The 25,534-nt window shown below is 69.8% G+C and carries 27 protein-coding genes; 15 read left to right on the top strand and 12 right to left on the bottom strand.

Annotation, left to right across the window (positions count from 1 at the left end; genetic code table 11):
• Positions 1-15: 15 nt before the first annotated feature.
• The gene (locus tag FHS38_RS09010; protein ID WP_184732650.1) at positions 16-978 is read right to left on the bottom strand and encodes a zinc-binding dehydrogenase; all 963 of its coding nucleotides are present in this window, start codon (positions 976-978) and stop codon (positions 16-18) included.
• 208 nt (positions 979-1,186) lie between these two features.
• On the opposite strand from FHS38_RS09010, the gene FHS38_RS09015 reads away from it, so the two are divergent.
• Both FHS38_RS09015 and FHS38_RS09020 read left to right on the top strand, forming a co-directional pair.
• Positions 1,187-2,533, top strand: coding sequence for a TolB-like translocation protein (locus tag FHS38_RS09015; protein WP_184732651.1), 1,347 nt, complete (start codon positions 1,187-1,189; stop codon positions 2,531-2,533).
• A 35-nt stretch (positions 2,534-2,568) separates the two neighbouring features.
• On the top strand, positions 2,569-3,909 hold the full coding sequence (locus FHS38_RS09020) for a TolB family protein (protein WP_184732652.1): 1,341 nt from the start codon (positions 2,569-2,571) through the stop codon (positions 3,907-3,909).
• A gap of 193 nt (positions 3,910-4,102) precedes the next feature.
• Here FHS38_RS09020 and FHS38_RS09025 read toward each other — a convergent pair whose 3' ends face one another.
• Positions 4,103-5,314, bottom strand: coding sequence for an NAD(P)-dependent malic enzyme (locus tag FHS38_RS09025; protein WP_184732653.1), 1,212 nt, complete (start codon positions 5,312-5,314; stop codon positions 4,103-4,105).
• A gap of 583 nt (positions 5,315-5,897) precedes the next feature.
• Here FHS38_RS09025 and FHS38_RS09030 point away from each other — a divergent pair.
• From FHS38_RS09030 to FHS38_RS09040, 3 genes are all read left to right on the top strand, one after another.
• The gene (locus FHS38_RS09030; protein WP_184732654.1) at positions 5,898-6,863 is read left to right on the top strand and encodes an ABC transporter substrate-binding protein; all 966 of its coding nucleotides are present in this window, start codon (positions 5,898-5,900) and stop codon (positions 6,861-6,863) included.
• A gap of 408 nt (positions 6,864-7,271) precedes the next feature.
• Positions 7,272-8,156, top strand: coding sequence for an amino acid ABC transporter permease (locus tag FHS38_RS09035; protein ID WP_184733374.1), 885 nt, complete (start codon positions 7,272-7,274; stop codon positions 8,154-8,156).
• Positions 8,153-8,914 (top strand): amino acid ABC transporter ATP-binding protein, encoded by a 762-nt coding sequence (locus tag FHS38_RS09040; RefSeq protein WP_184732655.1) that lies wholly within the window; start codon positions 8,153-8,155, stop codon positions 8,912-8,914. Before FHS38_RS09035 ends, FHS38_RS09040 begins: the two co-directional genes overlap by 4 nt.
• A 1,531-nt stretch (positions 8,915-10,445) precedes the next feature.
• Here the strand turns inward: FHS38_RS09040 and FHS38_RS09045 are convergent.
• The 5 genes from FHS38_RS09045 to FHS38_RS09065 all read right to left on the bottom strand — a co-directional run bounded on the left by FHS38_RS09045 (position 10,446) and on the right by FHS38_RS09065 (position 12,831).
• Complete coding sequence (locus FHS38_RS09045; protein ID WP_184732657.1) at positions 10,446-10,793, bottom strand: hypothetical protein; 348 nt, start codon at positions 10,791-10,793, stop codon at positions 10,446-10,448.
• A 40-nt stretch (positions 10,794-10,833) separates the two neighbouring features.
• On the bottom strand, positions 10,834-11,175 hold the full coding sequence (locus FHS38_RS09050) for a hypothetical protein (protein ID WP_184732659.1): 342 nt from the start codon (positions 11,173-11,175) through the stop codon (positions 10,834-10,836).
• A gap of 31 nt (positions 11,176-11,206) precedes the next feature.
• A complete protein-coding gene (locus tag FHS38_RS09055; protein WP_184732661.1) occupies positions 11,207-11,563 on the bottom strand; it encodes a hypothetical protein in 357 nt (118 codons plus the stop codon).
• A 31-nt stretch (positions 11,564-11,594) separates the two neighbouring features.
• Positions 11,595-11,948, bottom strand: coding sequence for a hypothetical protein (locus tag FHS38_RS09060; protein WP_184732663.1), 354 nt, complete (start codon positions 11,946-11,948; stop codon positions 11,595-11,597).
• A 124-nt stretch (positions 11,949-12,072) separates the two neighbouring features.
• Entirely contained in the window at positions 12,073-12,831 is a 759-nt protein-coding gene (locus FHS38_RS09065) for a class I SAM-dependent methyltransferase (RefSeq protein WP_184732665.1), read from the bottom strand.
• Positions 12,832-12,933: 102 nt separating this feature from the next.
• On the opposite strand from FHS38_RS09065, the gene FHS38_RS09070 reads away from it, so the two are divergent.
• Complete coding sequence (locus tag FHS38_RS09070; protein ID WP_184732667.1) at positions 12,934-13,584, top strand: CGNR zinc finger domain-containing protein; 651 nt, start codon at positions 12,934-12,936, stop codon at positions 13,582-13,584.
• On the opposite strand, the gene sodX is transcribed toward FHS38_RS09070, so the two are convergent.
• Positions 13,467-13,940 carry a nickel-type superoxide dismutase maturation protease gene (gene sodX / locus FHS38_RS09075; RefSeq protein ID WP_184733375.1) on the bottom strand — a complete coding sequence of 158 codons (474 nt, stop codon included), beginning with the start codon at positions 13,938-13,940 and terminating at the stop codon, positions 13,467-13,469. The genes FHS38_RS09070 and sodX overlap by 118 nt on opposite strands.
• A 142-nt stretch (positions 13,941-14,082) precedes the next feature.
• On the opposite strand from sodX, the gene sodN reads away from it, so the two are divergent.
• The 5 genes from sodN to FHS38_RS09100 all read left to right on the top strand — a co-directional run bounded on the left by sodN (position 14,083) and on the right by FHS38_RS09100 (position 18,153).
• Positions 14,083-14,478 (top strand): superoxide dismutase, Ni, encoded by a 396-nt coding sequence (gene sodN / locus FHS38_RS09080; protein WP_130879876.1) that lies wholly within the window; start codon positions 14,083-14,085, stop codon positions 14,476-14,478.
• Between the two features lie 390 nt (positions 14,479-14,868).
• Entirely contained in the window at positions 14,869-15,387 is a 519-nt protein-coding gene (locus FHS38_RS09085; RefSeq protein ID WP_184732669.1) for a toxin-antitoxin system HicB family antitoxin, read from the top strand.
• An 82-nt stretch (positions 15,388-15,469) separates the two neighbouring features.
• A complete protein-coding gene (locus FHS38_RS09090; protein WP_184732670.1) occupies positions 15,470-16,312 on the top strand; it encodes a DUF4097 family beta strand repeat-containing protein in 843 nt (280 codons plus the stop codon).
• 75 nt (positions 16,313-16,387) lie between these two features.
• On the top strand, positions 16,388-17,371 hold the full coding sequence (locus FHS38_RS09095) for an efflux ABC transporter ATPase subunit, DrrA-related (protein WP_184733376.1): 984 nt from the start codon (positions 16,388-16,390) through the stop codon (positions 17,369-17,371).
• A complete protein-coding gene (locus FHS38_RS09100) occupies positions 17,368-18,153 on the top strand; it encodes an ABC transporter permease (RefSeq protein WP_184732672.1) in 786 nt (261 codons plus the stop codon). The genes FHS38_RS09095 and FHS38_RS09100 overlap by 4 nt, the downstream gene beginning before the upstream one ends.
• A gap of 128 nt (positions 18,154-18,281) precedes the next feature.
• On the opposite strand, the gene FHS38_RS09105 is transcribed toward FHS38_RS09100, so the two are convergent.
• Together FHS38_RS09105 and FHS38_RS09110 are read right to left on the bottom strand one after the other, a co-directional pair.
• Positions 18,282-19,070, bottom strand: coding sequence for a phosphotransferase family protein (locus FHS38_RS09105; RefSeq protein WP_184732674.1), 789 nt, complete (start codon positions 19,068-19,070; stop codon positions 18,282-18,284).
• Positions 19,071-19,383: 313 nt separating this feature from the next.
• Positions 19,384-19,803 (bottom strand): TIGR03668 family PPOX class F420-dependent oxidoreductase, encoded by a 420-nt coding sequence (locus FHS38_RS09110; RefSeq protein WP_184732676.1) that lies wholly within the window; start codon positions 19,801-19,803, stop codon positions 19,384-19,386.
• Between the two features lie 389 nt (positions 19,804-20,192).
• Here FHS38_RS09110 and FHS38_RS09115 point away from each other — a divergent pair, with 389 nt between their 5' ends.
• Positions 20,193-20,717 (top strand): hypothetical protein, encoded by a 525-nt coding sequence (locus tag FHS38_RS09115; protein ID WP_184732678.1) that lies wholly within the window; start codon positions 20,193-20,195, stop codon positions 20,715-20,717.
• Between the two features lie 77 nt (positions 20,718-20,794).
• Positions 20,795-21,457 carry a DUF3592 domain-containing protein gene (locus FHS38_RS09120; RefSeq protein ID WP_184732680.1) on the top strand — a complete coding sequence of 221 codons (663 nt, stop codon included), beginning with the start codon at positions 20,795-20,797 and terminating at the stop codon, positions 21,455-21,457.
• A gap of 12 nt (positions 21,458-21,469) precedes the next feature.
• On the opposite strand, the gene FHS38_RS09125 is transcribed toward FHS38_RS09120, so the two are convergent.
• A complete protein-coding gene (locus FHS38_RS09125) occupies positions 21,470-22,366 on the bottom strand; it encodes a LysR family transcriptional regulator (RefSeq protein ID WP_184732682.1) in 897 nt (298 codons plus the stop codon).
• Positions 22,367-22,492: 126 nt separating this feature from the next.
• Here FHS38_RS09125 and FHS38_RS09130 point away from each other — a divergent pair, with 126 nt between their 5' ends.
• Both FHS38_RS09130 and FHS38_RS09135 read left to right on the top strand, forming a co-directional pair.
• Positions 22,493-23,656 carry an MFS transporter gene (locus tag FHS38_RS09130; protein WP_184732684.1) on the top strand — a complete coding sequence of 388 codons (1,164 nt, stop codon included), beginning with the start codon at positions 22,493-22,495 and terminating at the stop codon, positions 23,654-23,656.
• Positions 23,657-24,000: 344 nt separating this feature from the next.
• Positions 24,001-24,417, top strand: coding sequence for an ATP-binding protein (locus tag FHS38_RS09135; RefSeq protein ID WP_184732686.1), 417 nt, complete (start codon positions 24,001-24,003; stop codon positions 24,415-24,417).
• Between the two features lie 181 nt (positions 24,418-24,598).
• Here FHS38_RS09135 and FHS38_RS09140 read toward each other — a convergent pair whose 3' ends face one another.
• Positions 24,599-25,465, bottom strand: coding sequence for an RNA polymerase sigma factor SigF (locus FHS38_RS09140; RefSeq protein WP_184733377.1), 867 nt, complete (start codon positions 25,463-25,465; stop codon positions 24,599-24,601).
• Positions 25,466-25,534 lie beyond the last annotated feature (69 nt).

Here is a 25,534-nt window from a genome sequence, read left to right on the forward strand (position 1 = left end):
CGGCCCGGGGCAGCCCTAGACCGTCAGCACGATCTTTCCGAACACGTCTCCGTCGGACATCTTCTCGAACCCTTCCCGCGCCCGGTCAAGGGGCAGGACGGAGTCGATGACGGGCCGCACGCCCGTCGCGGCACAGAAGGACAGCAGGTCCGCCAGCTCGTCCTTGGTGCCCATCGTCGAGCCGACGATCTTCAGCTCCAGGAAGAAGACGCGGTTGAGCTCGGCGGCCTTGGGGTTCGGCCCGCTGGTCGCGCCGGAGATGACGAGGGTGCCGCCGGGCTTGAGGGACTTGACCGAGTGCGACCAGGTGGCGGCGCCGACGGTCTCGATGACGGCGTCGACGCGCTGCGGCAGCCGCACCCCCGGCTCGAACGCGCCTTCGGCGCCCAGCTCCACGGCCCGCTCGCGCTTGGCCGCGTCGCGGCTGGTGGCGAAGACCCGCAGCCCGGCCGCCGCCCCCAGCACGATCGCGGCGGTGGCGACGCCGCCCCCGGCGCCCTGCACGAGGACGCTCTGGCCGGGGCGTACGCCCGCGTTGGTGAACAGCATGCGGTACGCGGTCAGCCAGGCGGTGGGCAGGCAGGCGGCCTCCTCGAAGGACAGCCCCTTCGGCTTGGGCAGCACGTTCCACGTGGGCACGGCGACCCGCTCGGCGAAGGTGCCCTGATAGCGCTCGGTGAGGATGGACCTCGGCTCGTCCGGCCCCACGCCGTGGCCGCTCTGGCCGATGACGGAGTGGACGACGACCTCGTTGCCGTCCTCGTCGGTCCCGGCGGCGTCGCAGCCGAGGATCATCGGCAGCGCCTCCTCGCCGAGCCCCACGCCCCGCAGCGACCACAGGTCGTGGTGGTTGAGCGAGGCGGCCTTGACGTTGACGGTCGTCCAGCCCGGCCGTGGTCCGGGCTCGGGGCGCTCCCCCAACTCCAGGCCGTTCAGCGGCTGGTCACGGTCGATGCGGGCGGCATAGGCGGCGAACATGATCCGAACCTAGCCCCGGGGTGTCCGGGACGGAACCACGCGGCGATGTGACACGCGCCGCGTCCCTCTCGGACCGTCCACGGCTCCCTCACACAACGACCGTATCCGCGGCCGAGTGCGGCCGTTCCGCGTTGACCGCGGGGCGGGTGGGGAGATTGGCTTCCCAGGTCCGTACATATGCCGTACGGGCTCTCGCGAGGGGGGAATCATGCGTCATCTCAGACGTACCGCCGTGATGGCGGCGATATTAGGCACCTGCGCCACGGCTCTGCCCGTGGCGCAGGCCGCGGCCGCCGGGGAGGGCCGGCGGGCACCGGGTGTCGAACGGGTGAGCCTGACCGCGGCCGGCGGCCAGGCGGACGGCGAGTCGAACAGGCCCGTGATCAGCGGCGACGGTCGCTCGGTCGCCTTCGAGTCCTCGGCGACCAATCTGGTGCCCGGTGGCAAGGCCGAGTCCCAGGTCTATGTGCGGAACCGGTGGACCGGCAGGCTCCAGCAGGTCAGCGTGGCCACGGACGGCACCCCGGCCGACGGCGGGTCCATCGCCCCGTCGATCAGCGCCACCGGGCGGTACGTCGCCTTCCAGTCGTTCGCGAAGAACCTGGCCCCCGGCCGGAATCCGGAGCCGGGCTCCGATGTCTACGTCCGGGACCTGTGGACCGGCCGCACCGAGCTGCTGATCAGCGACAAGCCGTCGACGCGCGGGTCGTCCGGCGCGCCGGCCATCAGCGCCGACGGCCGCTACGTCGCCTTCACCTCGACCCGTAACGACCTGGTCCCCGGTGACACCAATCTGCGCTCGGACGTCTTCGTCCGGGACCGCTGGAAGGGCACCACCAAGCGGGTCAGCGTCAGGGCCGACGGCACCCAGGTGGGCCTCGCCTCCGTCCAACCGGTGATCAGTGCCGACGGCAGCAAGGTCGGCTTCCGCAGCAGGGACCTGACGGACGTCCCCGAGCCGCCGTCCGATCCGGCGGGGACCGGCTTGCGGCCGCCGTCGTCCACCGAGTTCTACGTCCACGACCTGCGCACCGGGCGGATCGAACTGGCGGCCCACGACCGTGACGGCCGGCCCGTGCCGGTCGGCGGCGGCTACAGCCTCAGCCCCGACGGGCGGTACGCGCTCTTCACCAGCCGCTCGGCCACGGTCGTGGAGGGCGACACCAACCACCGCGCCGACGCCTTCGTCAAGGACCTGCGCACCGGCGTCACCCGGCGCGTCAGCCTGGCCCACGACGGCGCGCAGGCCGACGGCCACATCTACGACCCGGTCATGAGCGCCGACGGCCGACGGGTGTTCTTCGTCTCCGGCGCCGGCAACCTGGTCCCCGGCGACACCAACGACGGGCCCTCCGACGTCTTCGTCCGCGATCTGCGCACCGGTGCCGTCGAGCGGCTCAACGTGGCGGCCGACGGCTCCCAGGACAACGGCGGCGCGGGCAGCCTCGCCATCGACCTCCTGGGCCGGACCGCCGTCTTCGACAGCTCGGGCGACAACCTCGTCCCCGGCGACACCAACAAGGTGACCGACGTCTTCCTGCGGCGTGTGAAGTGACCTCGCCCGAAGCGCCCCGGAAGGAGCAGATCATCATGTACTGCCTCAGACGCGCCACCGTGGTGGCGGCCATCGTGGGTACCTGCGCCACGGCCCTGCCGGTCGCCTCGGCGGCGGCCGCGGGCACGGCGCACCGGCCGCACACCGAGCGGGTGAGCGTCGCCGCCGACGGCACCCAGGCGGACGAGGAGTCGCTCACCGGCGCCGTCAGCGCCGACGGCCGCTTCGCCGTCTTCGAGTCCCGGGCGAGCACCTTGGTGCCGGGCACGACGCCGGGCAGCCGCCATCTGTACGTCAAGGACCTGCGCAAGGGCGGGATCGAGCTGGTGGACGTCGGACGCGACGGCACCCCGGCGGCCGACCCGTCCTACAACGCCTCGATCAGTGGGGACGGGCGGTACGTCGTCTTCTCCTCGGAGGCCGGGAACCTCGCCCCGGGCCAGAATCCGCCGGGCGGGCTCGACGTCTTCGTCCGTGACCGCAGGACCGGCCGCACCGAGGTCCTGGTCAGGAACGACGCGCAGGTGCGCGCCACCAACCACGACCCGTCCATCAGCGCCGACGGCCGCTACGTCGCGTTCACCTCCAGCCGCACCGACCTGGTCCCCGGCGACACCAACGGGGTGACGGACATCTTCGTGAAGGACCGCCGGAAGGGCACCGTCAAGCGGGTGAGCGTCGCCACCGACGGCACCCAGGCGGACGCCTTCTCCACACAGCCGGTGATCAGCGCGGACGGCAGCCGCGTCGGCTTCAAGAGCGCCGCCCACAATCTGTACCCCGCGCCGGAGTCCCCCGAGCTGAGCCGGCCGCATCCACGGGCCCGCGCGTTCTACACGCACGACCTGCGGACCGGGCGCACCCACCTGGCCGCCCACGCGGCGGACGGCGGGACCGTGGCGGTCATCGGCGGCATCGGTCTCAGCCCCGACGGGCGGTACGCGCTGTACTCGTCGATCTCGCCCTCCATCGTGCCGGACGACACCAACGGGGCCACGGACGTGTTCGCCAAGGACCTGCGCACGGGCACCACGCGGCGGGTGGTTCTCGCCCCCGGCGGCGCCCAGACCAACGGCGTCTCCAACGACGGCGCGGTCATGAGCGCCGACAACCGGAAGGTGTACTTCACCTCCGCGGCGAGCAATCTGGTCCCCGGGGACACAAACGGCCACGAGGACCTCTTCGTCCGCGACCTGCTCACCGGAACCGTCGAACGGCTCAACGTGGCCCCCGACGGCGCCGAGGACACCGCGGGCGCGAGCGGCGTCTCGGTCGACCGCACCGGCCGGACGGTGGTCTTCGGCAGCGGCGGCGACAACCTCGTCGCCGGCGACACCAACCGTCTCCACGACGTGTTCGTACGCCGACTGAAGTGACCCGCCTGCGGGCCGTCTGTGCCGCCTGCGGCGGCGGGCGCCCTGCGGGCGCGTCGTCAAACGCCGGACGGGCTTGATCTGGCTGAGCTCAATGCAGCCCGTCCGGCGTTTGAGGACACAGCACAGCAGCCCGTCCGGCGCTTGAGTACACCTCCGCGCAGCGGAGGTGTACTCGCCAAGACCGCCGGAGGCGCTAGCGGCGCGCCACGCCCTCCGCGCGCGCGGCGGCCGCGACGGCGGCGGTCACCGCGGGGGCGACCCGCTCGTCGAACGGCGAGGGGATGACGCACTCGGCGCTCAGCTCGTCGGCGACCACCGCGGCCAGCGCCTCGGCGGCCGCGAGCTTCATGCCCTCGGTGATCCGCGAGGCGCGGACCTGGAGGGCGCCCGCGAAGATGCCGGGGAAGGCGAGCACGTTGTTGATCTGGTTCGGGTAGTCGCTACGGCCGGTCGCGACGACGGCCGCGTACTTGTGCGCGACGTCCGGGTGGATCTCCGGGGTCGGGTTGGCCATGGCGAAGATCAGCGCGTTCTCCGCCATCTTCGCGACCGCCTCCTCCGGGACCGTGCCGCCGGAGACGCCGATGAAGACGTCCGCGCCGTCCAGCGCGGACGCGAGCGTCCCGGAGCGGCCGGCCTTGTTGGTGAAGCCCGCGAGCTCCCGCTTGACGTCGGTGAGGTCGTCGCGGTCCTGCGAGACGATGCCCTTGCGGTCGCAGACGGCGACGTCGCCGATGCCCGCCTCCACCAGGATCTTGGCGATGGCGACCCCGGCCGCGCCCGCGCCCGAGATGACGGCGCGCAGCTGGCCGAGCGTACGGTCGGTGACCCGCGCGGCGTTGCGCAGGGCGGCGAGCGTGACGACGGCGGTGCCGTGCTGGTCGTCGTGGAAGATCGGGATGTCCAGCCGCTCCTGGAGCTTGCGCTCGACCTCGAAGCAGCGCGGCGCGGAGATGTCCTCCAGGTTCACGCCGCCGAAGGAGGGCGCGAGCCGGACGACGGTCTCGACGATGTCGTCCACCTCGCGGCAGTCGAGCGCGATCGGCACCGCGTCCACGCCGCCGAACTGCTTGAAGAGGATCGCCTTGCCCTCCATCACGGGCAGGGACGCCTCCGGCCCGATGTCACCGAGGCCGAGCACCGCGCTGCCGTCGGTGACGACGGCCACGACCTGTGACTTCCAGGTGTAATCGTGGACAAGCTCAGGATGCTCCGCGATCGCGCTGCACACCTTGGCGACGCCCGGCGTGTAGGCCAGGGACAGATCGTCCTTGTCCCGCACGGGAACGGTCGCCTGGACCGCCATTTTGCCGCCTCTGTGCAGCGCGAAGGCCGGATCGAAGAACTCGTCCTGAGTTCCGTCCGTGCTCTTGTCGCTGCGAGGATTCACGATCTCCGCTGCCACTTTTCTTGACCCCTTTGTCGAATTGCAGTCGAGGGTAGCCGCCCCTGGTCGAGGACGGGTCGGGCATCCCGTCCGTACCGGTCCGGCGGGTGGGCCGCACGGGTGTCGCGCGGGGGGTGGTGCCGCGCGGGGGATACGGACGCCGGGCGCGCACCACCGGGCGCGCACCCTGGGCCCCGGGTGAGGGGTCTGGCTCGCATTTCTATCAAATGAGCGCTACGGCCGACGAGTGAGATCGGCCGCTGTGTGTCACGGCACGCACATCTGTCGGCCAAAACCGTGTCAACTGGTGCCGGAAGTCCACGGAGTGAGACAAGCGGTACGTGATGTGTGTCTCACACCCGTCTCAGACCAAAGGGGAACAGGGTCGTCCACTCGTAAGAACACCCCGGTACCGCACGTCGATCACCCGTTATCCGATTTTGACCTGGCTAGCCCCCCGAACGGTGCAGTCCAGATGGCAAGATGCCCCAACCGCACGAGGTCGCGACACCCGCTGTCGTGTGCTTGTCGATCTCGGCGCCGATCCCATGTGACCAGCGAGAACATTCGGCTATCCCCTCACCCGCAGGAGGAACCAGCAATGACCGCAAGCTCCATCCATCGCCCGGCTGCCGCCAGGAGTCGTTTGGCCGCCGCCGGCGCGATCGCGGTCGCCGGCGCCCTCCTGCTGACCGGCTGTGGCGATCAGCGGAACAAGACGACCGCCGGCGCCGACCAGACCGTCAAGGGCTCCTCGGCTCCCCTCTTCGCCAAGCTGCCGAAGAGCATCCAGGACGCCGGGGTCGTGAAGGTGGGCTCCGACATCGCCTACCCGCCGGTGGAATTCAAGAAGGACGGCAAGGTCGTCGGCCTCGACCCCGACATCGCCGCCGCGCTGGGCAAGGAACTCGGCGTGAAGTTCCAGTTCAACAACGGCACCTTCGACTCCCTGCTCACGGGCCTGCGCTCCAAGCGCTACGACATCGCCATGTCGGCGATGACCGACTCGAAGGAGCGCCAAGAGGGCGTCGACTCCAAGACCGGCAAGAAGGTCGGCGAGGGAGTCGACTTCGTCGACTACTTCACCGCCGGTGTCTCGATCTACACCAAGAAGGGCGACACCAAGGGCATCGACTCCTGGGACGACCTCTGCGGCAAGAAGATCGCGGTCCAGCGCGGCACCGTCTCGAACGACCTGGCCAAGTCCGAGTCCGAGAAGTGCGAGAAGGACGACAAGGACGGGATCGAGATCGAGGCCTTCGACACCGATCTGGAGGCTCAGACGCGACTCAAGGCCGGTGGCGTCGAAGCCGTCTCCAGCGACTTCCCCGTCGCGGCGTACGCGGTGAAGACCGCCGGTGGTGGCAAGGACTTCGAGACGGTCGGCGAGCAGGTCGAGGCCGCCCCGTACGGCATCGCCATCTCCAAGGACAACGCGCAGCTGCGGGACGCCCTCAAGGCGGCCCTCGAAGCGATCATCAAGAACGGTGCGTACGAGAAGGTCATCAAGACCTGGGGCGTCGACGCCGGCGCCGTCAAGGAAGCCAAGATCAACGGCGGTTCCTGACCCTTGCCCTCCCCTCGTACGGCACGCTGAAAGGCCATACCCGTGACTGCTTCTTCCGATAAGCCAGAGCCCGACAAGCCGGGTCCGGACACCCCCGAGCCGGACAAGAAGGACGCCGCCGAGCCCACCGCCGAGGCCCCAGCCGAGGCGGGCGACGCGAAGGCCGCCGACAAGGCCGACAAGGACGCCGACGAGACGCCCGTCGTCGACGAGAAGCCTGTCGAGGAGACCGCCGACAAGGCTTCCGACAAGAAGGACGCCGAGAAGGCCACCGACAAGCCGTCGCTCGACAAGAAGAGCGGCGACGACGCGAAGGCCTCGTCCGGCAAGCGGACCGCCGCCGAGACCCCGCCGCCCGGCAAGGGCACCGGCACGCCCAAGACGGCCGCCGCATCACAGCCGGAGGCCATCAAGGCCATCCCCGTCCGGCACTACGGCCGGTGGATCTCCGGCGTCCTCGTGCTCGGCCTGCTGGGCCTGCTGATCAACGCCTTCGCCACTGCGAAGATCAACTACAACGCCATCCCGGACTACCTTTTTGATTCGACGGTCGTAGAGGGACTCGGCAAGACCGTCCTGATCTCGGTACTCTCGATGGTGTTGGGCCTCGTGCTCGGCATCATCCTGGCCGTAATGCGGCTGTCGAAGAACCCGGTGACCTCCGCCGTCTCCTGGGCCTATATCTGGTTCTTCCGGGGCACCCCGGTCTACGTGCAGCTGCTGCTGTGGTTCAACCTCGCCCTGATCTTCCCGTACATCAACCTCGGTTTCATCTACCGGGACGAGATGAGCGACTTCATGACCCCATTCATGGCCGCGCTGCTCGGCCTGGGGCTCAATGAGGCTGCGTACATGTCGGAGATCGTCCGCTCGGGCATCCAGTCGGTCGACGAGGGCCAGACCGAGGCCTCGCACGCACTGGGCATGAACCAGGGCAAGACGCTGCGCCGGATCGTGCTGCCGCAAGCGATGCGCGTGATCGTGCCGCCGACCGGCAACGAGTTCATCAACATGCTCAAGACCTCGTCGCTGGCGGCAAGCGCAGCCCAGTATTTGGAGCTGCTGCGGTCCACCACCGACATCGGTCAGATCACTGGCGCTCCGGTCGAGATGCTCTTCCTGGCCGCCACCTGGTACCTGATCCTGACCAGCGTCTTCAGCATCGGCCAGTTCTACCTGGAGCGGCGCTACGCCCGAGGCTCACTCCGCAGCTTGCCGCTCACCCCGTGGCAGAAGGTCAGGAAGAACCTGTCCACCCTCAGCCACCGTCCTAAGGGAGGCGTCAGCGCATGAACGCAATGGTGAAGGCCGAGGGCGTCCACAAGTCCTACGGCGCCGTGCAGGTCCTCAAGGGCATCGATCTCGAAGTCGCCCCGCGTGAGGTGTTCTGCCTGATCGGCCCGTCCGGCTCCGGCAAGTCCACCTTCCTGCGGTGCATCAACCACCTGGAGAAGGTCAGCGCGGGTCGGCTGTCCGTCGACGGCGAGCTGGTCGGATACCGTCAGAAGGGCGACAAGCTCTACGAGCTCAAGGACAGCGAGGTCGCCCTGAAGCGGCGGGACATCGGCATGGTGTTCCAGCGCTTCAACCTCTTCCCGCACATGACCGCGCTGGCCAACGTCATGGAAGCCCCCATGCAGGTCAAGGGTGTGTCCAAGTCGGTCGCCCGCGAGCGGGCGCTGAAGCTGCTGGACCGGGTGGGCCTCGCCGACAAGGCGGGCAACTACCCCTCCCAGCTCTCCGGCGGCCAGCAGCAGCGTGTGGCGATCGCCCGCGCGCTGGCCATGGAGCCGAAGCTGATGCTCTTCGACGAGCCGACCTCCGCGCTCGACCCGGAGCTGGTCGGCGACGTCCTGGACGTCATGCGGGGCCTGGCCGAGGACGGCATGACGATGATCGTCGTAACCCATGAAATGGGGTTTGCGCGAGAGGTCGGCGACTCGGTCGTCTTCATGGACGACGGCGTAGTCGTTGAATCAGGCCACCCACGTGAAGTGTTGACCAACCCTCAGCATGAACGTACGAAATCTTTCCTGTCCAAGGTTCTCTGAAAGACGAGACCGAGCATCAGGCCGAACAACAAACTGATGCCGCAAAAATGAACCAATTGGCGCCGCCAAACCTTTACAGGCCAGGCGGCGCCAATTGGTTTCTGCGCCTTTATCTAGCGCCCAGAAACCCATCCGATCGTGATGTGGTCATCCGGGTATTGATCTCTACCGTTCGCACCCTCACGAGCCACGGCATAGAACCCAATGACCACGTTCTTGCCTTCCGGGAAGTCATTTCTGCACGTCACCGTCGTCCCCTTCCCGTTGGCATTGTGACATTCACCCGTAGCAACGACCCTGTTGCCGTGGTCTCGGTCCTCAACCCACCACTTCGCGACGCTCCGAAGCCCGTCAGCCCAGTTGTCCGTGACGGTTATATTGTCACCGTCCGAATAAAAACAGACACTCCCACCCTTGGAGAACGGAGCGTTACAAAACTTCGTCATTGCGGCTTGGGCGGGAGAATTGAAAGTCAATACAGCCGCGATAGACGCTGCAGCGGTAGCACCTGCGGTAACAGCTCGACGAATCCTCACTATCCCTCTTCTCGCTAGATCGAAAATCAGAGACTGCGAGCGAGAAGCCCAGAACCCACCAGCCCCTCGCATCGGTCAACCTACCCGCAATCGAACACCAGACTGAATGAGTGGGATCATTTTTGACTCGAACTCGCCCTCCCCTGAAGCATTGAAATAAGCGAAATTCGATCATCCTTGGACACTCCTCGAGGAGACTGCGTCGCACTCCAGAGGTCGCCGCATCGCACTGACCTTGGCAAAGGTGATCGCACATGCATACGGTGCGCCAGATATACACCGTCTTCCGCCGCCCCCCGGGACAGACAGGGGAGCTCACCTCGCAAGTGCACTCGATGGCAAACCAGCCACTATCGACCGGGGCTTTCGGCAGGCGACCGCCGAGCAGTAAGGGGCTGACGGGACTATTTCATTACCCGAGCCGCACTCTGGAGTTGGTTCAACAACCAGAAGGCGACCGCCACGCTCACCCCGGATCGGGGGCGGTGCCGTCCGGGACGCCATGCGGGCCTAGCCGAGGGGCATACGTTGATTGTCATGACGCGCGAGGTGGCCTTCGCCCGGCAAGCTGATTATCGATCGGCCGACAGGCCCGCGACGCGCTGGTCTTCGTGACTCCCCCTCCCTTCGGAAGGGGCGGCTTCGCGCTATGCCGACTGGCTTCGCGACAGACCAGCCCGGCCCGTAAGAACATTGACGGAGCCCACCGCGTCAGAGTGCGCATTGTGGCCGCAGGCTCCAGTAGAACCTCTCCTGCGTGGGCCGGTTTCCCCTTCGCGCGGTGCGCTCGCATTCAGCATGTGCGGGAGGTATTGCGGGGGGCCACAGACATCACTTCCCGCCCGGCGCCCTCAGCCTTTGCGTTCAGGATCGCGAGGAACACCCCCCATCCGGCATCGGCAATGCCCTCTGACGGAGCACCGCGATACGCACAGCGCGGGGGTACGGGCCATGGAGGCTCGTACCCCCGCGCTGTTCTGCGCTGGGGGCTGATCTCAGTCGGTGTGGAGGTGGACGATCGTGCCGCGCAGGGCGATGTCCCCGCCCTTCGTGAACGACGACTTGGTGCCGTCCGCGAAGACCACATGGCCGGAACGGTCGCCGGCCCTGCCGAATATCGCCGACGTGATGTTGACGTCGACGTCACCGGAGCCCGTGTAACAGGGGTCCGTCAGCGACGACCCCATGAAGAGGCGGAACTGCAACTGGGTGGTGTCGCCGGGGTTGCACCGGACCCTCTGCAGCGGGGTCGTTGCGGCGTTCGCCGGAGCGGACGCGAGGGCCACACCCGAAGCCGCGGCGAGCGCCACGGCCGCGAGCTTGACCGACCTGACAACGCGCATGGCTTTCTCCTTGTCTTCGGCGTCTTCGATGGTGACCGGGTCAGTCGGTGTGGATGTGGACCACGGTCTTGGCGGAACCGAAGGTCGTCCCCTTCGTGAAGTTCACCTTGGTGCCGTCGTCGTAGATCACATAGCCGGAGTGGTCACCGGCCGTGCCGAATATCGACGACGTCACGTTGACGTCCAGGTCCCCGGAGCCCTTGAAGCAGGCCCGCGGCCACATCGACACGAAAGCCTGGAACTGCAGCTGGCCGGCGCCGGAGGCACACTCGACCGCCTTGAGGGGCGTGGTGGCGGCGTTCGCCGGAGCGGACGCGAGCGCCGCACCCGAAGCCGCGGCGAGCGCGACGGCGGCGAGCTTGGCAGACTTGACGAGACGCATGGGTCCTCCTTCTGTCAGTGGTGGGCCGGGCTCAGTTGGTGTGGATGTGCACCGCGTTCTTCGAGCCCGCTTCGGTGGGCCTGAAGACGGCCCCCTTGGTGAACGACACCTTGGAGCCGTCCGCGAAGACCACGTAGCCGGAGTGGTCACCGGCCCGCATGTAGAACACGTAGTTCACGTTGATGTCCAGGTCCCCGGAACCCTTGAAACAGCCCATGGGCCACGGCTGGACGAAGCCTTCGAACTGCAGCTGGGTGGTGTTCTCGCGGTCGCACGTGACCGGCGCCAGCGGCGTCGTGGCGGCGTTCGCCGGAGCGGACGCGAGGGCCGCACCCGAAGCCGCGGCGAGCGCGACGGCGGCGAGCTTGGCAGACTTGATGAAACGCATGGGTACTCCTTCTGTCAGTGATGGGCCGGGCTCAGTTGGTGTGGATGTGGACCACGGTCTTCCAGCCCGCCGGGGGGCTGATGTGGCCACCCTTCGTGAACGACACCTTGGTGCCGTCCTCGAAGAGCACGTAGCCGGAGTGGTCACCGGCCCGCCCGTACATCGCGTTCTTCACATTGACGTCCAGATCCCCGGAGCCCTTGTAACAGCCCAGGGGGAACGCCGAGATGAAGCCCTCGAACTGCAGCTGGGTGGTGTCGCTGCGGTCGCACGAGACCGACTTCAGCGGCGTCGTGGCGGCGTTCGCCGGAGCGATCGCAAGGGCCACACCCGAAGCCGCGGCGAGCGCCACGGCCGCGAGCCTGGCCGACTTGACGAAACGCATGGGTATCTCCTTTTCACAAAGGTGAGGAACCCGTTCATCGTCCGTGGCCGCGTGATCACGACACCACCCGGATTGCAGCTAACTGCCATGCGACAAAAGGAGGTTGACCTTTTCAGGCGCCGGGCTACTTGAGCGCGAGCACCATCGCGTCGGAGGGCGAGCGCCACACCGTGCGGGCCTCCGCGAACCCGGCCTCGCGCAGGGTCGCCGTGTGCCAGTCGGCGGAGGGCGTCTCGCCGTCGGCGTGCTCGCCGTAGATCTCGAACCGCTCGGCGGTGGGCCCGGCCAGCACCGGGTCGGCGGCGGCCAGCTCCCACCAGGCGCGCCAGTCGAGGGCACCCTCGGCCTTGGCGCGGTCCATGCGGGCGTGCCGCTGGGCGCGGTCGGCGGCGTTGATCCGGGGTGTCGTTTCGTCCGGCATGTGGTCGGCGTTGAGGAAGACGCCGCCCTCGCGGACGAGCCCGGCGAGCTGTCCGTACAGCGCGCGCAGCGGTTCGAGGTGGAGCCAGTGCAGGGCGGTGGCGGTCAGGACGGCGTCGAAGGAGTCGTACGGCAGCTTCGCGGTCCAGGCGGGGTCGGTGAGGTCGGCGGTCACGAACGTGACGCGCGGCTCGTCGGCGAAGGTGCCGTGGGCGATGGCGAGCAGGGCGGGGTCGAGGTCGACGCCGACGGAGACGGCCTTGGGGAAGCGCTCCAGCAGCCGGCCGGAGATCGAGCCCGTGCCGCAGGCGAGGTCCAGCACCCGCGCCTCGGCCCCGGCGAAGGCCTCGACCATGTCGAGCATGACGCGGAACCGCTCCTCGCGGTCGGGGAGGTACCACTCCTGCTGGCGGTCCCAGCTGGTCTGCCAGGCGTTCCAGTCCGTGTTGGGGGTCTCGGTCATGGTGGTGCCTCCCACGCGCGCAGTCCTGTAATACCCTCGGTACTGAACCGACCATTACTGATCGACATCAGCGACCATAGACCGCCCTCGTAAGGACCACAAGTGGAACTGGCCTATTACTCGGACTACGCCGTGCGGCTGGTCAACAGCGAGGAGCCCACGCGCGGCACCGACACGCTCACCTCCGTCGAAGCCGTGCGGGAGCTGTTCGGCGCCGGCGCCCAGGGCGCGCGGCGCGCGACCGACAGCGACGTCACCCGGCTGCGGTCGGTGCGGGCCCGGCTGCGCGCGGTCTTCGAGGCGGCGTCCGAGGGCGACGAGGTGCGGGCCGTGGACCTGCTCAACGCGCTGCTGATGGAGTTCCCGGTCAGCCCGCAGGTCTCGGGCCACGAGTTCCGCGACGAGGACGGCCGTCCCAAGTGGCACATGCACATCGCCGACCACGCGGTGAACGCCGGCGCGTCGTACACCGCGACCGCCTGCATGGGCCTCGCCGTGCACCTCACGGAGTACGGGGTCGACCGTCTCGGCATCTGCCAGGCGAGCCCCTGCCGCAACGCCTACCTCGACACCTCCACCAACCGCTCGCGACGCTACTGCTCCGACCGCTGCGCCACCCGCGCCAACGTCGCCGCCTACCGCGCCCGCAAGCGCCGCGAGAGCCAGGAAGCCACGCGCCCGGAGGACGGCTCGGGCGACAACGGCCGCACGGCCGAGGCGGCCCAGGACAGCAGCGCGACCGCCGACCGCTGACCCGCCCCGGGCGGCCGCCGCAGCCGCAGCCGGGCGCGGGCCACCACGAACTCGTCCGGCACGGTGCCGAACTCCCGGCTGTCGTTCTCCACCAGCGGGTTGTCCCCCACGACCCACCACCCGCCGGCCCGCCGCTCCACGGCACGCTTGACGATCAGCAGGTCCTGCCGGAAGGGGTGCCGCAGCACCACGACGTCACCCGGCCGGACGGACGCCCCGTACTGGACGACGATCTGGTCCCCGGGGTTCAGCGTCGGCACCATCGACGGGTTGTAGACCTCGGCCAGCCCGATCCGCAGCAGTCCGCGACGTTCGCGCTCCAGCTCCTGACCGCGCTCGTCCACCTGCTCCTGCACCACGGCACCTCCCGGTCCGTTCCGCCACCGGTCCCAGACTGTCACCGGTCTTTTGTCCTAAGCCCCCCGGGGCACCCGAGAAAAGCCTTCCCACACCGAGTAATCTCGCACCTGAGAAGACGATCACGAGGAAGGACAGCACATGCTTTCCCGCCTGTTCGCCCCCAAGGTGAAGGTCAGCGCCCACTGCGACCTCCCCTGCGGCGTGTACGACCCTGCCCAGGCCCGCATCGAGGCCGAGTCGGTCAAGGCAGTCCAGGAGAAGTACCTGGCCAACGAGGACGCGCACTTCCGCGCCCGCGCCACGGTCATCAAGGAGCAGCGCGCGGAGCTCGCCAAGCACCACGTCTCGGTGCTCTGGAGCGACTACTTCAAGCCCCCGCACTTCGAGAAGTACCCCCAGCTCCACCAGCTGGTCAACGACACCCTGAAGGCCCTGAGCACCGCCAAGGCCTCGACGGACCCGAAGACCGGTGAGAAGGCGCTGGAGCTCATCGCGGAGATCGACAAGATCTTCTGGGAGACGAAGAAGGCGTGACGCGGGCCTAGGCCCGCGTTTGCCCGCACCCGGCCCGTGGGGCTCCTGGCATGGAGCCCACGACGGACCGGGTGCGGTCGTTTTTCCGGCTTCCGCCCCCGCCGGTCACATGGTCACGTCGGTGACCCCGGCAGACTGCGCGGCGGGGCAGGCCATCTTCTCCGCGACACCACATGGCGCCACATGATGTCGAGTGGCACCACTTGGCACCATTCGGCGCCGCCCGGCGCCATTCCGCGCCCCCGAAAGTACATGGCCGCACATGGCGACACCATGACGCGAGTCGCCCCCTCCACGTTTCCGCAGGCAGGACGGGCCACCCTCGAGCTCACCCCCACGAAATGGCCCTCAGGCTTGCGCATGGCGCCATAGTGGTGCCATGATGACGTCATGGACCTCACCCCGTATGTCGACACCCTGCGCCGCGAACTCGCGGTGGCAGCCGAAGCCGGTGGCGACGAAGCCCGCGAGCTGGCCGAGCGACTCACCGCCCCCCTGGAGTCGGCGACCCGTCTGGCCATGCTCAATGTGCTCTCCGCCGCGATGGACGAGATCACCCGCGAGCTCGCCCCCGGCTCGGTCGACGTACGGCTGCGCGGGCTGGACCCCGACTTCGTGGTGACGCTCCCGCCCACCGACGGCGGCGCCCCCGCGGAACCGGCCGCGCCCGTCGAACCGTTCAAGACCCCGGCCCCGGCCGACGGCGACGAGGGTGGCACCGCCCGTGTCAACCTGCGCCTGCCGTCCCACCTCAAGGCCCGCGCCGAGGAGGCCGCGAGCCGCGAGGGCCTGTCGGTCAACGCGTGGCTGGTGCGCGCCGTGTCGGCCGCGGTCGACGGCGGCACCCGGCCGCGTACGACGGCGAAGACCCCGACCATCGGACAGAGCATCACCGGCTGGGTGCGCTGACCGCGCCCCCGCCCGCACCACTTCACCCACACCACGTCCCACCAGCGGGGACGGCTCAAGGACTCAAGAGGACGGGACAGCCATGCCTTCTTTCGACACTCCCGAACCGATCTCGGCCACGGCGCACGTGGAGGCCGGTTCCATCCAGTTCATCGCGGGCGACCGCCTCGACACCGTCGTCGAGGTGCGGCCCCGCGACCCGAAGAAGGACCGGGACGTGCGGACGGCCGGCCAGACCGAGGTCACGTACGCGAGCGGCGCACTGACCGTCAGGACGCCCAAGTCCGGTCCGTTCGGCCGCACCGGCATCGTCGACGTGTCGGTCGAACTGCCCACGGGCTCGCGCATCGACATGACCGGCGCCTGGACCCAGGTGCTCGGCGAGGGGCAGCTCGGCGAGACCCGCGTGAAGACCTCGTCCGGCGACGTCCGCCTCGACACCACCGGCCCGCTGAAGCTGACCGCCTCCCACGGCTCGATCACCGTGGACCGGGTCGAGGGCACGGCCGAGATCACCACCAGCTCCGGCAGCCTGCGCGTCGGCCTCGTCGACGGCCCCGCCGTCCTGAAGAACTCGCACGGCACCACGACCGTCGGTGCCGCGACCGGGGAGCTGCGGGTGCGCGGCGCCAACGGCGACATCGACATCGCGCGCGCGGAGGACTCGGTCACCGCCACCACCGCCCACGGCACCCTGCGCGTAGGCGAAGTGGCTCGCGGCACCGTCGAGTTGGAGACCGCCTACGGCGCCATCGAGGTCGGCATCCGCGAGGGCACGGCCGCCTGGCTCGACGTCAACTCGGGCTCCGGCCACGTGCGCAACACGCTCACCGCGTCCGAGGCTCCGGACAGGACCGAGGACACCGTCAAGGTCCGCGCCCGCACCCGGCACGGCAACATCGACATCCGCCACGCCAAGGCCTGAGCACCACGCCCTCAACCAGCCCCGTCCCCCACTCGCTTCAGCCTTCGAACGGAGGGCCCCATGAGCTCCTTTGTCATGCCCACATCCAGTCGGTTCAACGGTTACGCGTCGCCGGCCGCCGTCTCGACCGTCGGTCTGCGCAAGTCGTACGGCGACAAGACCGTCCTCGACGGAATCGATCTGCTCATCCCGGCCGGCTCGGTCTTCGCGCTGCTCGGGCCCAACGGCGCCGGCAAGACCACGGTCGTGAAGATCCTCTCCACGCTCATCACCGCCGACGGCGGGCAGATCCAGGTCGCGGGCCACGACCCGGCCGTCGACCCGCAGGCGGTGCGTGGCGCGATCGGTGTCACCGGGCAGTTCTCCGCTGTCGACGGGCTGATCACGGGGGAGGAGAACATGCTCCTCATGGCGGACCTGCACCACTTGTCCAAGCGTGAGGGGCGGCGGGTCGCTGCCGAGCTGCTGGAGCGTTTCGACCTGGTGGAGGCGGCGAAGAAGCCCGCCTCCACCTACTCCGGGGGCATGAAGCGCCGTCTGGACATCGCCATGACGCTGGTCGGCAGCCCGCGGATCATCTTCCTCGACGAGCCGACCACCGGCCTCGACCCGCGCTCCCGTCACAACATGTGGCAGATCATCCGCGAGCTCGTCTCCGACGGGGTGACGGTCTTCCTCACCACCCAGTACCTGGAGGAGGCCGACGAGCTCGCCGACCGCATCGCCGTGCTCAACGACGGCAGGATCGCTGCCCAGGGCACCGCCGAGGAGCTCAAGCGCCTCATCCCCGGCGGGCACGTCCGGCTCCGCTTCACCGACCCTGCCGCGTACCGGTCCGCCGCCTCCGCACTGCGCGAGACCACCCGGGACGACGAGGCGCTGTCGCTCCAGATCCCCAGCGACGGCAGCCAGCGCGAGCTGCGCTCCCTCCTCGACTGGCTCGACTCCGCCGGCATCGAGGCCGACGAGCTCACCGTGCACACCCCCGACCTCGACGACGTGTTCTTCGCCCTCACCGGCTCCAACCAGCCGAACCGGAACCAGGAGGCCGTCCGATGAGCTCCCTCTCCCTCACCCTGCGCGACTCGTCCACGATGCTGCGCCGCAACCTCCTGCACGCCCGGCGCTATCCGTCCCTCACCCTGAACCTGCTGCTCACGCCAGTTGTCCTGCTGTTGCTCTTCGTCTACATCTTCGGCGACGTGATGAGCGCGGGCATGGGGGGCGGTGACCGCGCCGCGTACATCGCCTACGTCGTACCGGGCATCTTGATGATGACCATCGGAGGCACCGTGGTCGGGACCGCGGTGTCCGTTTCCAACGACATGACCGAGGGCATCATCGCCCGCTTCCGCACCATGGCGATCCACCGCGGCTCCGTGCTCATCGGGCACGTCATCGGCAGCGTGCTGCAATCGATCGCCAGCGTGGTCCTCGTCGGCGCCGTCGCCGTGGCCATCGGCTTCCGGTCCGCCGACGCCACGGTCCTGGAGTGGCTGGCGGCGTTCGGGCTGATGGCTCTGGTCGCCCTGGCTCTCACCTGGATCGCGGTCGGGATGGGCATGATCAGCCCGAACGCCGAGGCGGCCAGCAACAACGCGCTGCCGCTGATCGTCCTGCCGCTCATCTCGAGCGCCTTCGTCCCGGTCGACTCGATGCCGGGCTGGTTCCGGCCGATCGCCGAGTACCAGCCGTTCACGCCCGCGATCGAGACCCTGCGCGGACTGCTGCTCGGCACCGAGATCGGCCACAACGGATGGCTCGCGGTCGCCTGGTGCCTGGGGCTCACGGTGCTCGGCTACTTCTGGTCGAAGGCGGCTTTCAACCGCGATCCGAAGTAGCCGGGACGACCGCGGGACGCCTCCCGCAGCTCGTCCCGCCCGAGGGCGGCGCACTCCGACACCGCGTCGGCGTACGCCGCCCCCATGATGGGCCGGGGAAAACACGGACTGCGAACCGGTGGATGCCGTCACACCATGGTGAGCAGCGCGGCGAACCGGGCGTTGCTCGAGCGAGCGGCGGCGGACCCGACGACGGTCTCCCACCGACGACAGTTCGCCGAGACGAACGCCCCCACGGCTTGGGGATCCGCCGATGCCCAGCAGGGAAACCGGGCGGCCCACGTTCGGACGTCATCGGGGGTGCGGTCGGCTTCGAGCAGCCGCACGGCCGTGTAGGCGATGTCCACCCAGGCGGGGCCGAGGGCGGGCGTCGCCCAGTCGACGAGATGTACGCGGTCCCCGGTGACCATCAGGTTGTGCGGGTTGGTGTCCGTGTGCAGGAGCATCTCACCGTCCAGGAGACGGAGTTCCCCGGGGCCGAGGAACCGCGTCCAACGATCCGCGAACCTGGGCACGGAGATGTGTCGTGGGGCGCGGATGGTCTGGGCCGTACGGAGTACCTCCCCGACCAGCGGCAGGTCGGCCGACCCGGGCGAGAGATCCGCGTGCCGTCCCTCGATGTGCTCGAACCCGAGCAACTCCCAGCCGTCGGCTTCGATCCGCCAGCGGAGCCGGGGGCCGACGTCGAGGACGTAGGGGTTCACTGTCGCTTCCCACCGCTGCGCGGCGCACACATCGGCGTCGTGGAGAGGAACGCCCTTCACGAACGTCGAACCCTCGGCCGTCGTCAGGCTGGTGGCCGTGGCGCAGTTGAGGCCGTGAGGGACGGTTCCCACGGCGACGACGGGCCCGGTCCGGGCTTCGACGGCGGCGCGGAGGGCGAGGGGGAGGTCGTTCCAATGGGTGCGGGGCGTCATGGGGGTCCTCCCCTGGTGGGTGGGGGCTGTCCGCCCCCACCCACGGTTGGCCGGACTACTGCGTGGTCCCGCACTTACGGCATCGCGTCGCGCCACTCCATTGGGCCCAGTCGTGGTCGCAATCGTCGCTCATGGTGCCCTCCTCGCATTCCAGTGATCGAGTGGAGGATCGTCCGACGTCATCTCCTTGGGGGAAGCGGCTCGCTCGCGCCGCGTCCGCAGCCAAGAGGTTCAGCCGTTCGACCGCATGATGTCGAGCGTTTCGGCTCCCGCAGCGGGCCGCACGGCGTCAGGGGCAGTCTCCCCCTCCCCATCAGCCTCTGAACGCCCACCCACTCCACGCACTTACTTCCATCGCGACGATCGGGCCCTCGGGTGGATGATCAGCGTATTGGGGGTACTTCTCCCGAAGCATCTCGATCGGCGCGCCGCGTTGCGCGGGGTCCGTCCAGATCTCTGCGTGGCCGTCGGCACGGGCCCACCACAGGGTGTGCCAGTCGTCGGAGTAGTGGTCGACCAGGACGGATACCTGCGGGTTCTGCCGGATGTTGCGCAGACGGCGAAGGTTCTGCGTGCTCTTCGGCTTGTGATCGATGGCGAAGTACAGAACGCTCCGGCCCAGCGCGAAAGTGATGGGCACGAGATGCGGCTGGCCTGCCTCGTCGGCGGTAGCCAAGCGCGCGACCGGCGCCGCCTCGAAGCGTGCCCGAGCTTGAGCAGGTCCTAGCTTCATGGCTGCACGGTACCCAAGGCCGGCGGAGGGTCGGTCGCCCCGAACCTGAAGTCCAGCTCGCCTTCCCCGCCTTCCTCGCCCCCGGACGGAACCCCTCAAGCCCCCGGACCGGCATGAGCCGACGTCAGGGCAGACAGAAGCACCTCCCATGCGTGCCACGGCATGCGCCACGCCCCCGGCGCGCACCGAAGCTGCGCCGAGCCGCTGACCTGCACATTTGCGACTCCTTGCACGCCGTGGCGCCATTACCGACACCAACGGCGCCACGCCTGACTCACAGTGGTGCCATTTATGTGCCATGATGACGCCACGGGGGGGCAACGCACCCCTCGGCCTCGCAGGCCGAGGGGTGCCCGTTGCGCGGAGTGAGCCATCAAAGGGGTCGGATCATGGAGACAGCACAGAGCCAGGAGCAGGCGGCGGCCGGCGCCTTCAGCGCCTTCGCCCGCTTCGTGCTCTGCGGCGGCGGGGTGGGGATCGCCTCCAGCTTCGCCGTGACGGCCATCGCCTCCTGGATTCCCTGGGCCCTGGCCAACGCCCTGATCACCGTGGTCTCCACACTCCTCGCCACCGAGCTGCACGCCCGCTTCACCTTCGGCGCCGGCGGACGCGCGACCCGGCGCCAGCACGCACAGTCGGCCGGCTCCGCGGCAGCCGCGTACGCGGTGACCTGCACGGCGATGCTCGTCCTGCAACAGCTGGTGGCGGCACCCGGTGCAGCGCTCGAGCAGGTCATCTACCTCTCCGCCTCCGCACTCGCCGGCATCGCGCGATTCGCGGTGCTGCGCCTCGTCGTCTTCGCGCGGAACCACGCGCACGCCGCGACCACCGTCCGCACCGCCCACCCCGTGCACACGACCGTGGCCCGCACCTCGGCCCCGACCAGCCCCGCAGAGCTCTGCCGCGCCGCCTGACCGTTCGCCTAACCATTAGCCCCCCAAAGGCGTCTCACTGTTGGATGTGGCCATACATCCGCACAACTGGGGGACTCATGTTCGATGTCTTCGCCCTGGCGCTGCCCAGTCTGCTGGCCGTCGGCGGTATCGCGGCGATGATCTGGGCGGTCGTCCGGTTACGCCGGCTCAGATCGGCCTGGCGCAGCGGGCTCACCGCCCATGCCGTCTGCCTGCGTTCGTACGCGACCACGCGGACCCGACGGAACGGCATGCACCGCAGCAGCTCGACCACGCTGACCCACCTCTACGAATTCGCCACTCCCGAGGGGCAGACGCTGCGCTTCGAGGAGTCGGGGGGCCCGTCGTCGGTCGTCCCCGGGGACACGGTCCCCGTGCGCTACCCGGCCGGGCGTCCTGACCGGGCGACCGCGATTCCGCCCGGTGACACGAAGACCCTGGTGGGCACCGGGGTGCTGCTCGCCTTCCTCACCGTCTTCATCACCGCTTGCGTGGGGTTCGGCGTGTTCTACCTGACCGTCTTCAGCGGGCTGAAGGACAAGGCGGAGGACGTCATCGAACGGTCGGAGGACGGGGTGAACGCCCCGGCTCGAACCCCCGGCACCCCCTCCCGTCCCGCACCGCCCTCCATGCCCGCCCTGCCGACCGGGCCGCCGGACGACTTCCCGACCGGCCCGCCCGAGGGCTTCCCCACCGACCTGCCCACCGGATTCCCGAGCGGGTTCCCCGGCGGGCGGTAGTCCGCCCGGCGGTCACGACGACTCCGTGGCAGCGGCCACCGCGGCGGCGAAGGCCCGCAGCCTGGCCGTCTCGGCGTCGCGACGGCGGACCAGGCCGAGGACCGAGTCCGGCAGGCCGGTGACGGGCACGAAGGTGATGTCGCCCCGGCCGTGGTAGTCGGCCGTCGGCCGGCACAGCAGCATCCCGCCCCGGTTCGCGGCGACCTGCGTCAGACCTTCCTGGAGCGTGGCCACCAGCGGACCGCGGGGTACGGGCCGCCCGCCGGGCGTCACGGCCGGGGCCTGGGCCTCGCGCCAGTAGCCGGGCGCGGTGCCGGCGGGCGTGACGAGGGGGCACCCGGCGAGGTCCTCGGCGGACAGCGAGGAGCGGTCGGCGAAGGGGTGGCGTACCGACACCGCGAGGGTCTGCCGCTGCCGGGAGAAGACCGGGCCGAGCACGAGGCCCGGCTCCCGCACGGGCAACAGCACGATGGCGGTGTCGACCTCACCCCGGTGGACCGCGCCGAACGGGTCGCACAGCGGGATCTCCGTGATGTCGACCGCGCACCCGGGATGGTCCCCCTGGAAGGCGTCGATGGCCGCCATGACCCGGCCGTCGGCCGTGCCCTGGAAGCCGACGCGCAGCCTCCCCGCCACCCCGCGGGCGGCTTCGCGGGCCTCCTCGACCGTGCCCTTGAGCGCGTCGTAGGCGGGCCGCAACCCGGCGAGGAAGCTCTCGCCGAGCGGGGTGAGGGCGACCCTGCGGCTGGTGCGCTCGACCAGGCGCGCGCCGATACGGGTCTCCAGCGCGCGCAGCAGCTGGCTGACCCGGCCCTGCGACACGTACAGCCGCTCGCCGGTGCGGCCGAAGTGCAACTCCTCGGCGAGCACCAGGAAGCACTCCAGCTCCCGCAATTCCACGCGCCCCACTCCCCCGCTCCCGCTCGCCCGTGACCGATGAGCCACGATCGACGAGGCGTGATCGATTAGCCCTGCTCATGGAAGGGTGAGACATCCGGCGTTGTTCCCGGGCGGGCGGCTGCCGAGGCTGGGCCCATGTCGAAGATCAACGAATCCGCGGGCGGCTGGCCCGCCGTCACGGCGGTCGCGGCCGCTACGTTCTCGGTCGTCACGACCGAGATGCTGCCGGTCGGGCTGCTCACCCCCATAGGCGCCGACCTCGGCGTCTCGGCCGGTACGGCCGGGCTCACGATGACGGTTCCCGGACTGGTGGCGGCGGTGGCGGCGCCCCTGGTCACGGCGGCGGCGGGGCGCTGGGACCGGCGGTGGGTGCTGGTCGCCCTGATGGGGCTGCTGGCGGCGGCCAATCTGCTGTCGGCGTGCGCGACGGACATCACGGTGCTGGTGGGGCTGCGGGTCCTGGTGGGGGTGTGCATCGGCGGCGTCTGGGCCGTCGCGGCGGGGCTGGCCGTACGGCTCGTACCGGAGAGGTCCGTCGGGCCCGCCACCTCACTGATCTTCAGCGGCATCGCGGTGGCGTCGGTGCTGGGCGTACCGGCCGGCACGCTGACCGGCGAACTGGGCGGCTGGCGGGCATCCTTCGCGATCATGGGGGCCGTGTCCCTGGCCGTCGCGGCCGCCCTGGCCGTGACGCTGCCGCCGCTGCCGGCCGAGCGGGCGGCACGGCTCGGGGACGTTCCGGAACTGCTGCGCCACGCGCGCGTACGGGTCGGGCTGCTCGTCATCCTGCTGCTGGTGACCGGGCACTTCGCGGGCTACACCTTCGTACGGCCGGTGCTGGAGCGGGTGCCGGGGACCGACGCCGGGCTGATCACCGCTTTGCTGCTGGCGTACGGAGTGGCGGGCGTGGCCGGAAACTTCCTCGCCGGGGCGGCGGTCGCGCGCGGTCCCCGCACGGTCCTGGTGGTGATCTGCGCGGTACTGGGACTGGTGATGCCGGCGGTGACGGTCGCCGGGGGCGGCCCGGTGGGGGCGGCCGTGCTGATGGTCGTGTGGGGGCTGGCCTACGGCGGGGTGTCGGTCGGTACGCAGAGCTGGCTGCTGGCGGCGGCCCCCGGGGCGCGGGAGACGGCGTCGGCGCTGTTCGTGGCGGTGTTCAACGTGGCGATCTCGCTGGGGGCGCTGCTGGGCGGACGGGCCGTGGACGCGGTCTCGCTGTCCGGCGCGCTGTGGCTGGGCGGCCTGCTGGCGGCGGGAGCACTGGTGACGGCGGCCGCCGCGAGGCCCGTACGGGTGTGAGGCGCCCACCACGTGCGCGGCCGGTGGGCGGTTCGCCGCCCCCCCCCACGGCTCACTCCGCGCGGCCACGGCGGTCGGCCCCGCCACGAGGAGTACGGCCGACTCGCGGGCTCGCCCCGCACGCCGGAGCGAGCGGCGTCCGGTGCGTGCGAGCGCAAGACGGAGGCCGCCCTCGTGCCGGGCGCACTCGGGCGGCTCCGACCAGGCGGCGAGCTCCCCGGCCACCCCGGGTGCCGCAAGCCCGCGAAGATCCACCGGACAGGGTCCCGGCGGCTCGCACCGATGCGCGGTAATGAGCCGCTGATCGCTGGGTAGGCGTCGGAGTGGACCAAAGGAGCCGCCAGATGGTTGTCATCGAATCCCCTGAGGGGGACGCCGCCGGGGCCCGCCGCGCGACGGCGGAGTTCCTGGCCCGGCACTGCCCGTGGGCCGACCTCGACGCCGTCGTGCTCGTCGTCTCCGAGCTGGTCGCGAACGCCATCCGGCACACCGACGGCTGGTGGCGGCTGTGCGTACGGGCCGCCCGGGGGCTCCTCGTGGTGGAGATCGCCGACGCCAGCCCCCGGCCGCCGGAGCCGCGCGCGCCGAGCCTCACCGGCGGCGGCGGGTTCGGCTGGCACATGGTGGAGCGGCTGGCCACCCGGGTGGAGGTGGACCAGCGCCCGGAGGGCAAGACGGTGCGGGCCACATGGCTGCGACCCGCACCGTCCATGCCGACAGTTCCGTCGGCCACGGCGCTGTCGGCAGGCTCGGTCGGCTGATGTGCCGTAGGGGCTGAGGGGCTGACGTGGCCTGATCCCAGGCGGTGTCCTCTGGGGGTCCTCTGGGGCGGTGACCTCAGACGGCTGACGGGGCGGCCCGGTCGTTCAGCCCGGTCCGTACCCCGTCAGCCTGGTCAGCCTGTCCGTTCACCGTCGTCCGCGCCGCCGCACCCGCGTGCGACTACACCCGCCCCAGCAGTTCCGTCCGCAGCTTGGTCAGGATGCGGGCCAGCAGCCGCGACACGTGCATCTGCGAGATGCCCAGCTCGGCGCCGATCTCCGACTGCGTCATCTCGCCGCCGAAGCGCATGCGCAGGATCTCCCGGTCGCGCTCGCCCAGACCGGCGATCAGCGGCTTGAGCGCGTGCACGTTCTCGACGCCCTCCAGGGCGGGGTCCAGCTCGCCGAGCCGGTCCGCGTAGGTGGCGCCGGCCTGTTCGGAGCCCTCGTCGACGGGGGCGTCGATCGACCCTGCGGTGTAGCCGTTGCTGGCGACTATCCCCTCGATGACCTCTTCCTGGCTCAGCCCGAGGTATTCGGCCAGGTCGGCGGCGGTCGGCGCGTGATCGAGGCTCTGGGAGAGTTCACCGGTGGCCTTGGCGAGGTCGACGCGCAGTTCCTGAAGGCGGCGGGGCACGTGGACGGACCAGCTCGTGTCCCGGAAGTGGCGCTTGATCTCGCCCACGATGTAGGGGACGGCGAAGGTGGTGAACTCCACCTCGCGCGCCAGGTCGAACCGGTCGATCGCCTTGATCAGCCCTATGGTGCCGACCTGGACGATGTCCTCCATCTGGTCGCCCCGGCTGCGGAAGCGCGACGCCGCGAAGCGCACGAGCGAGAGATTGATTTCGATCAGGGTGTTCCGTGCGTACTGGTATTCGTGCGTTCCCTCTTCGAGCTCCTGAAGCCGGTCGAAGAAGACCTTTGAGAGATCGCGGGCGTCGCGCGGGGCCACAGCAGTCGCGTCCTCGATGTACGGCAGCCCCCCGACCGCTTCTTCGGACCGCTGCGTAGCAGCCGCAGAAAGCTCTGTCGCAGATGCCGTGATGGTCACGTCGTCCTCCCCGGGTCCGTGTATTGGCTCAGGTCCGCCTACCCGACCCCGACACGGGCATGC

Origin of the sequence: Streptomyces netropsis (assembly GCF_014203545.1) — a bacterium.
Taxonomy (GTDB): Bacteria; Actinomycetota; Actinomycetes; order Streptomycetales; family Streptomycetaceae; genus Streptomyces; species Streptomyces netropsis.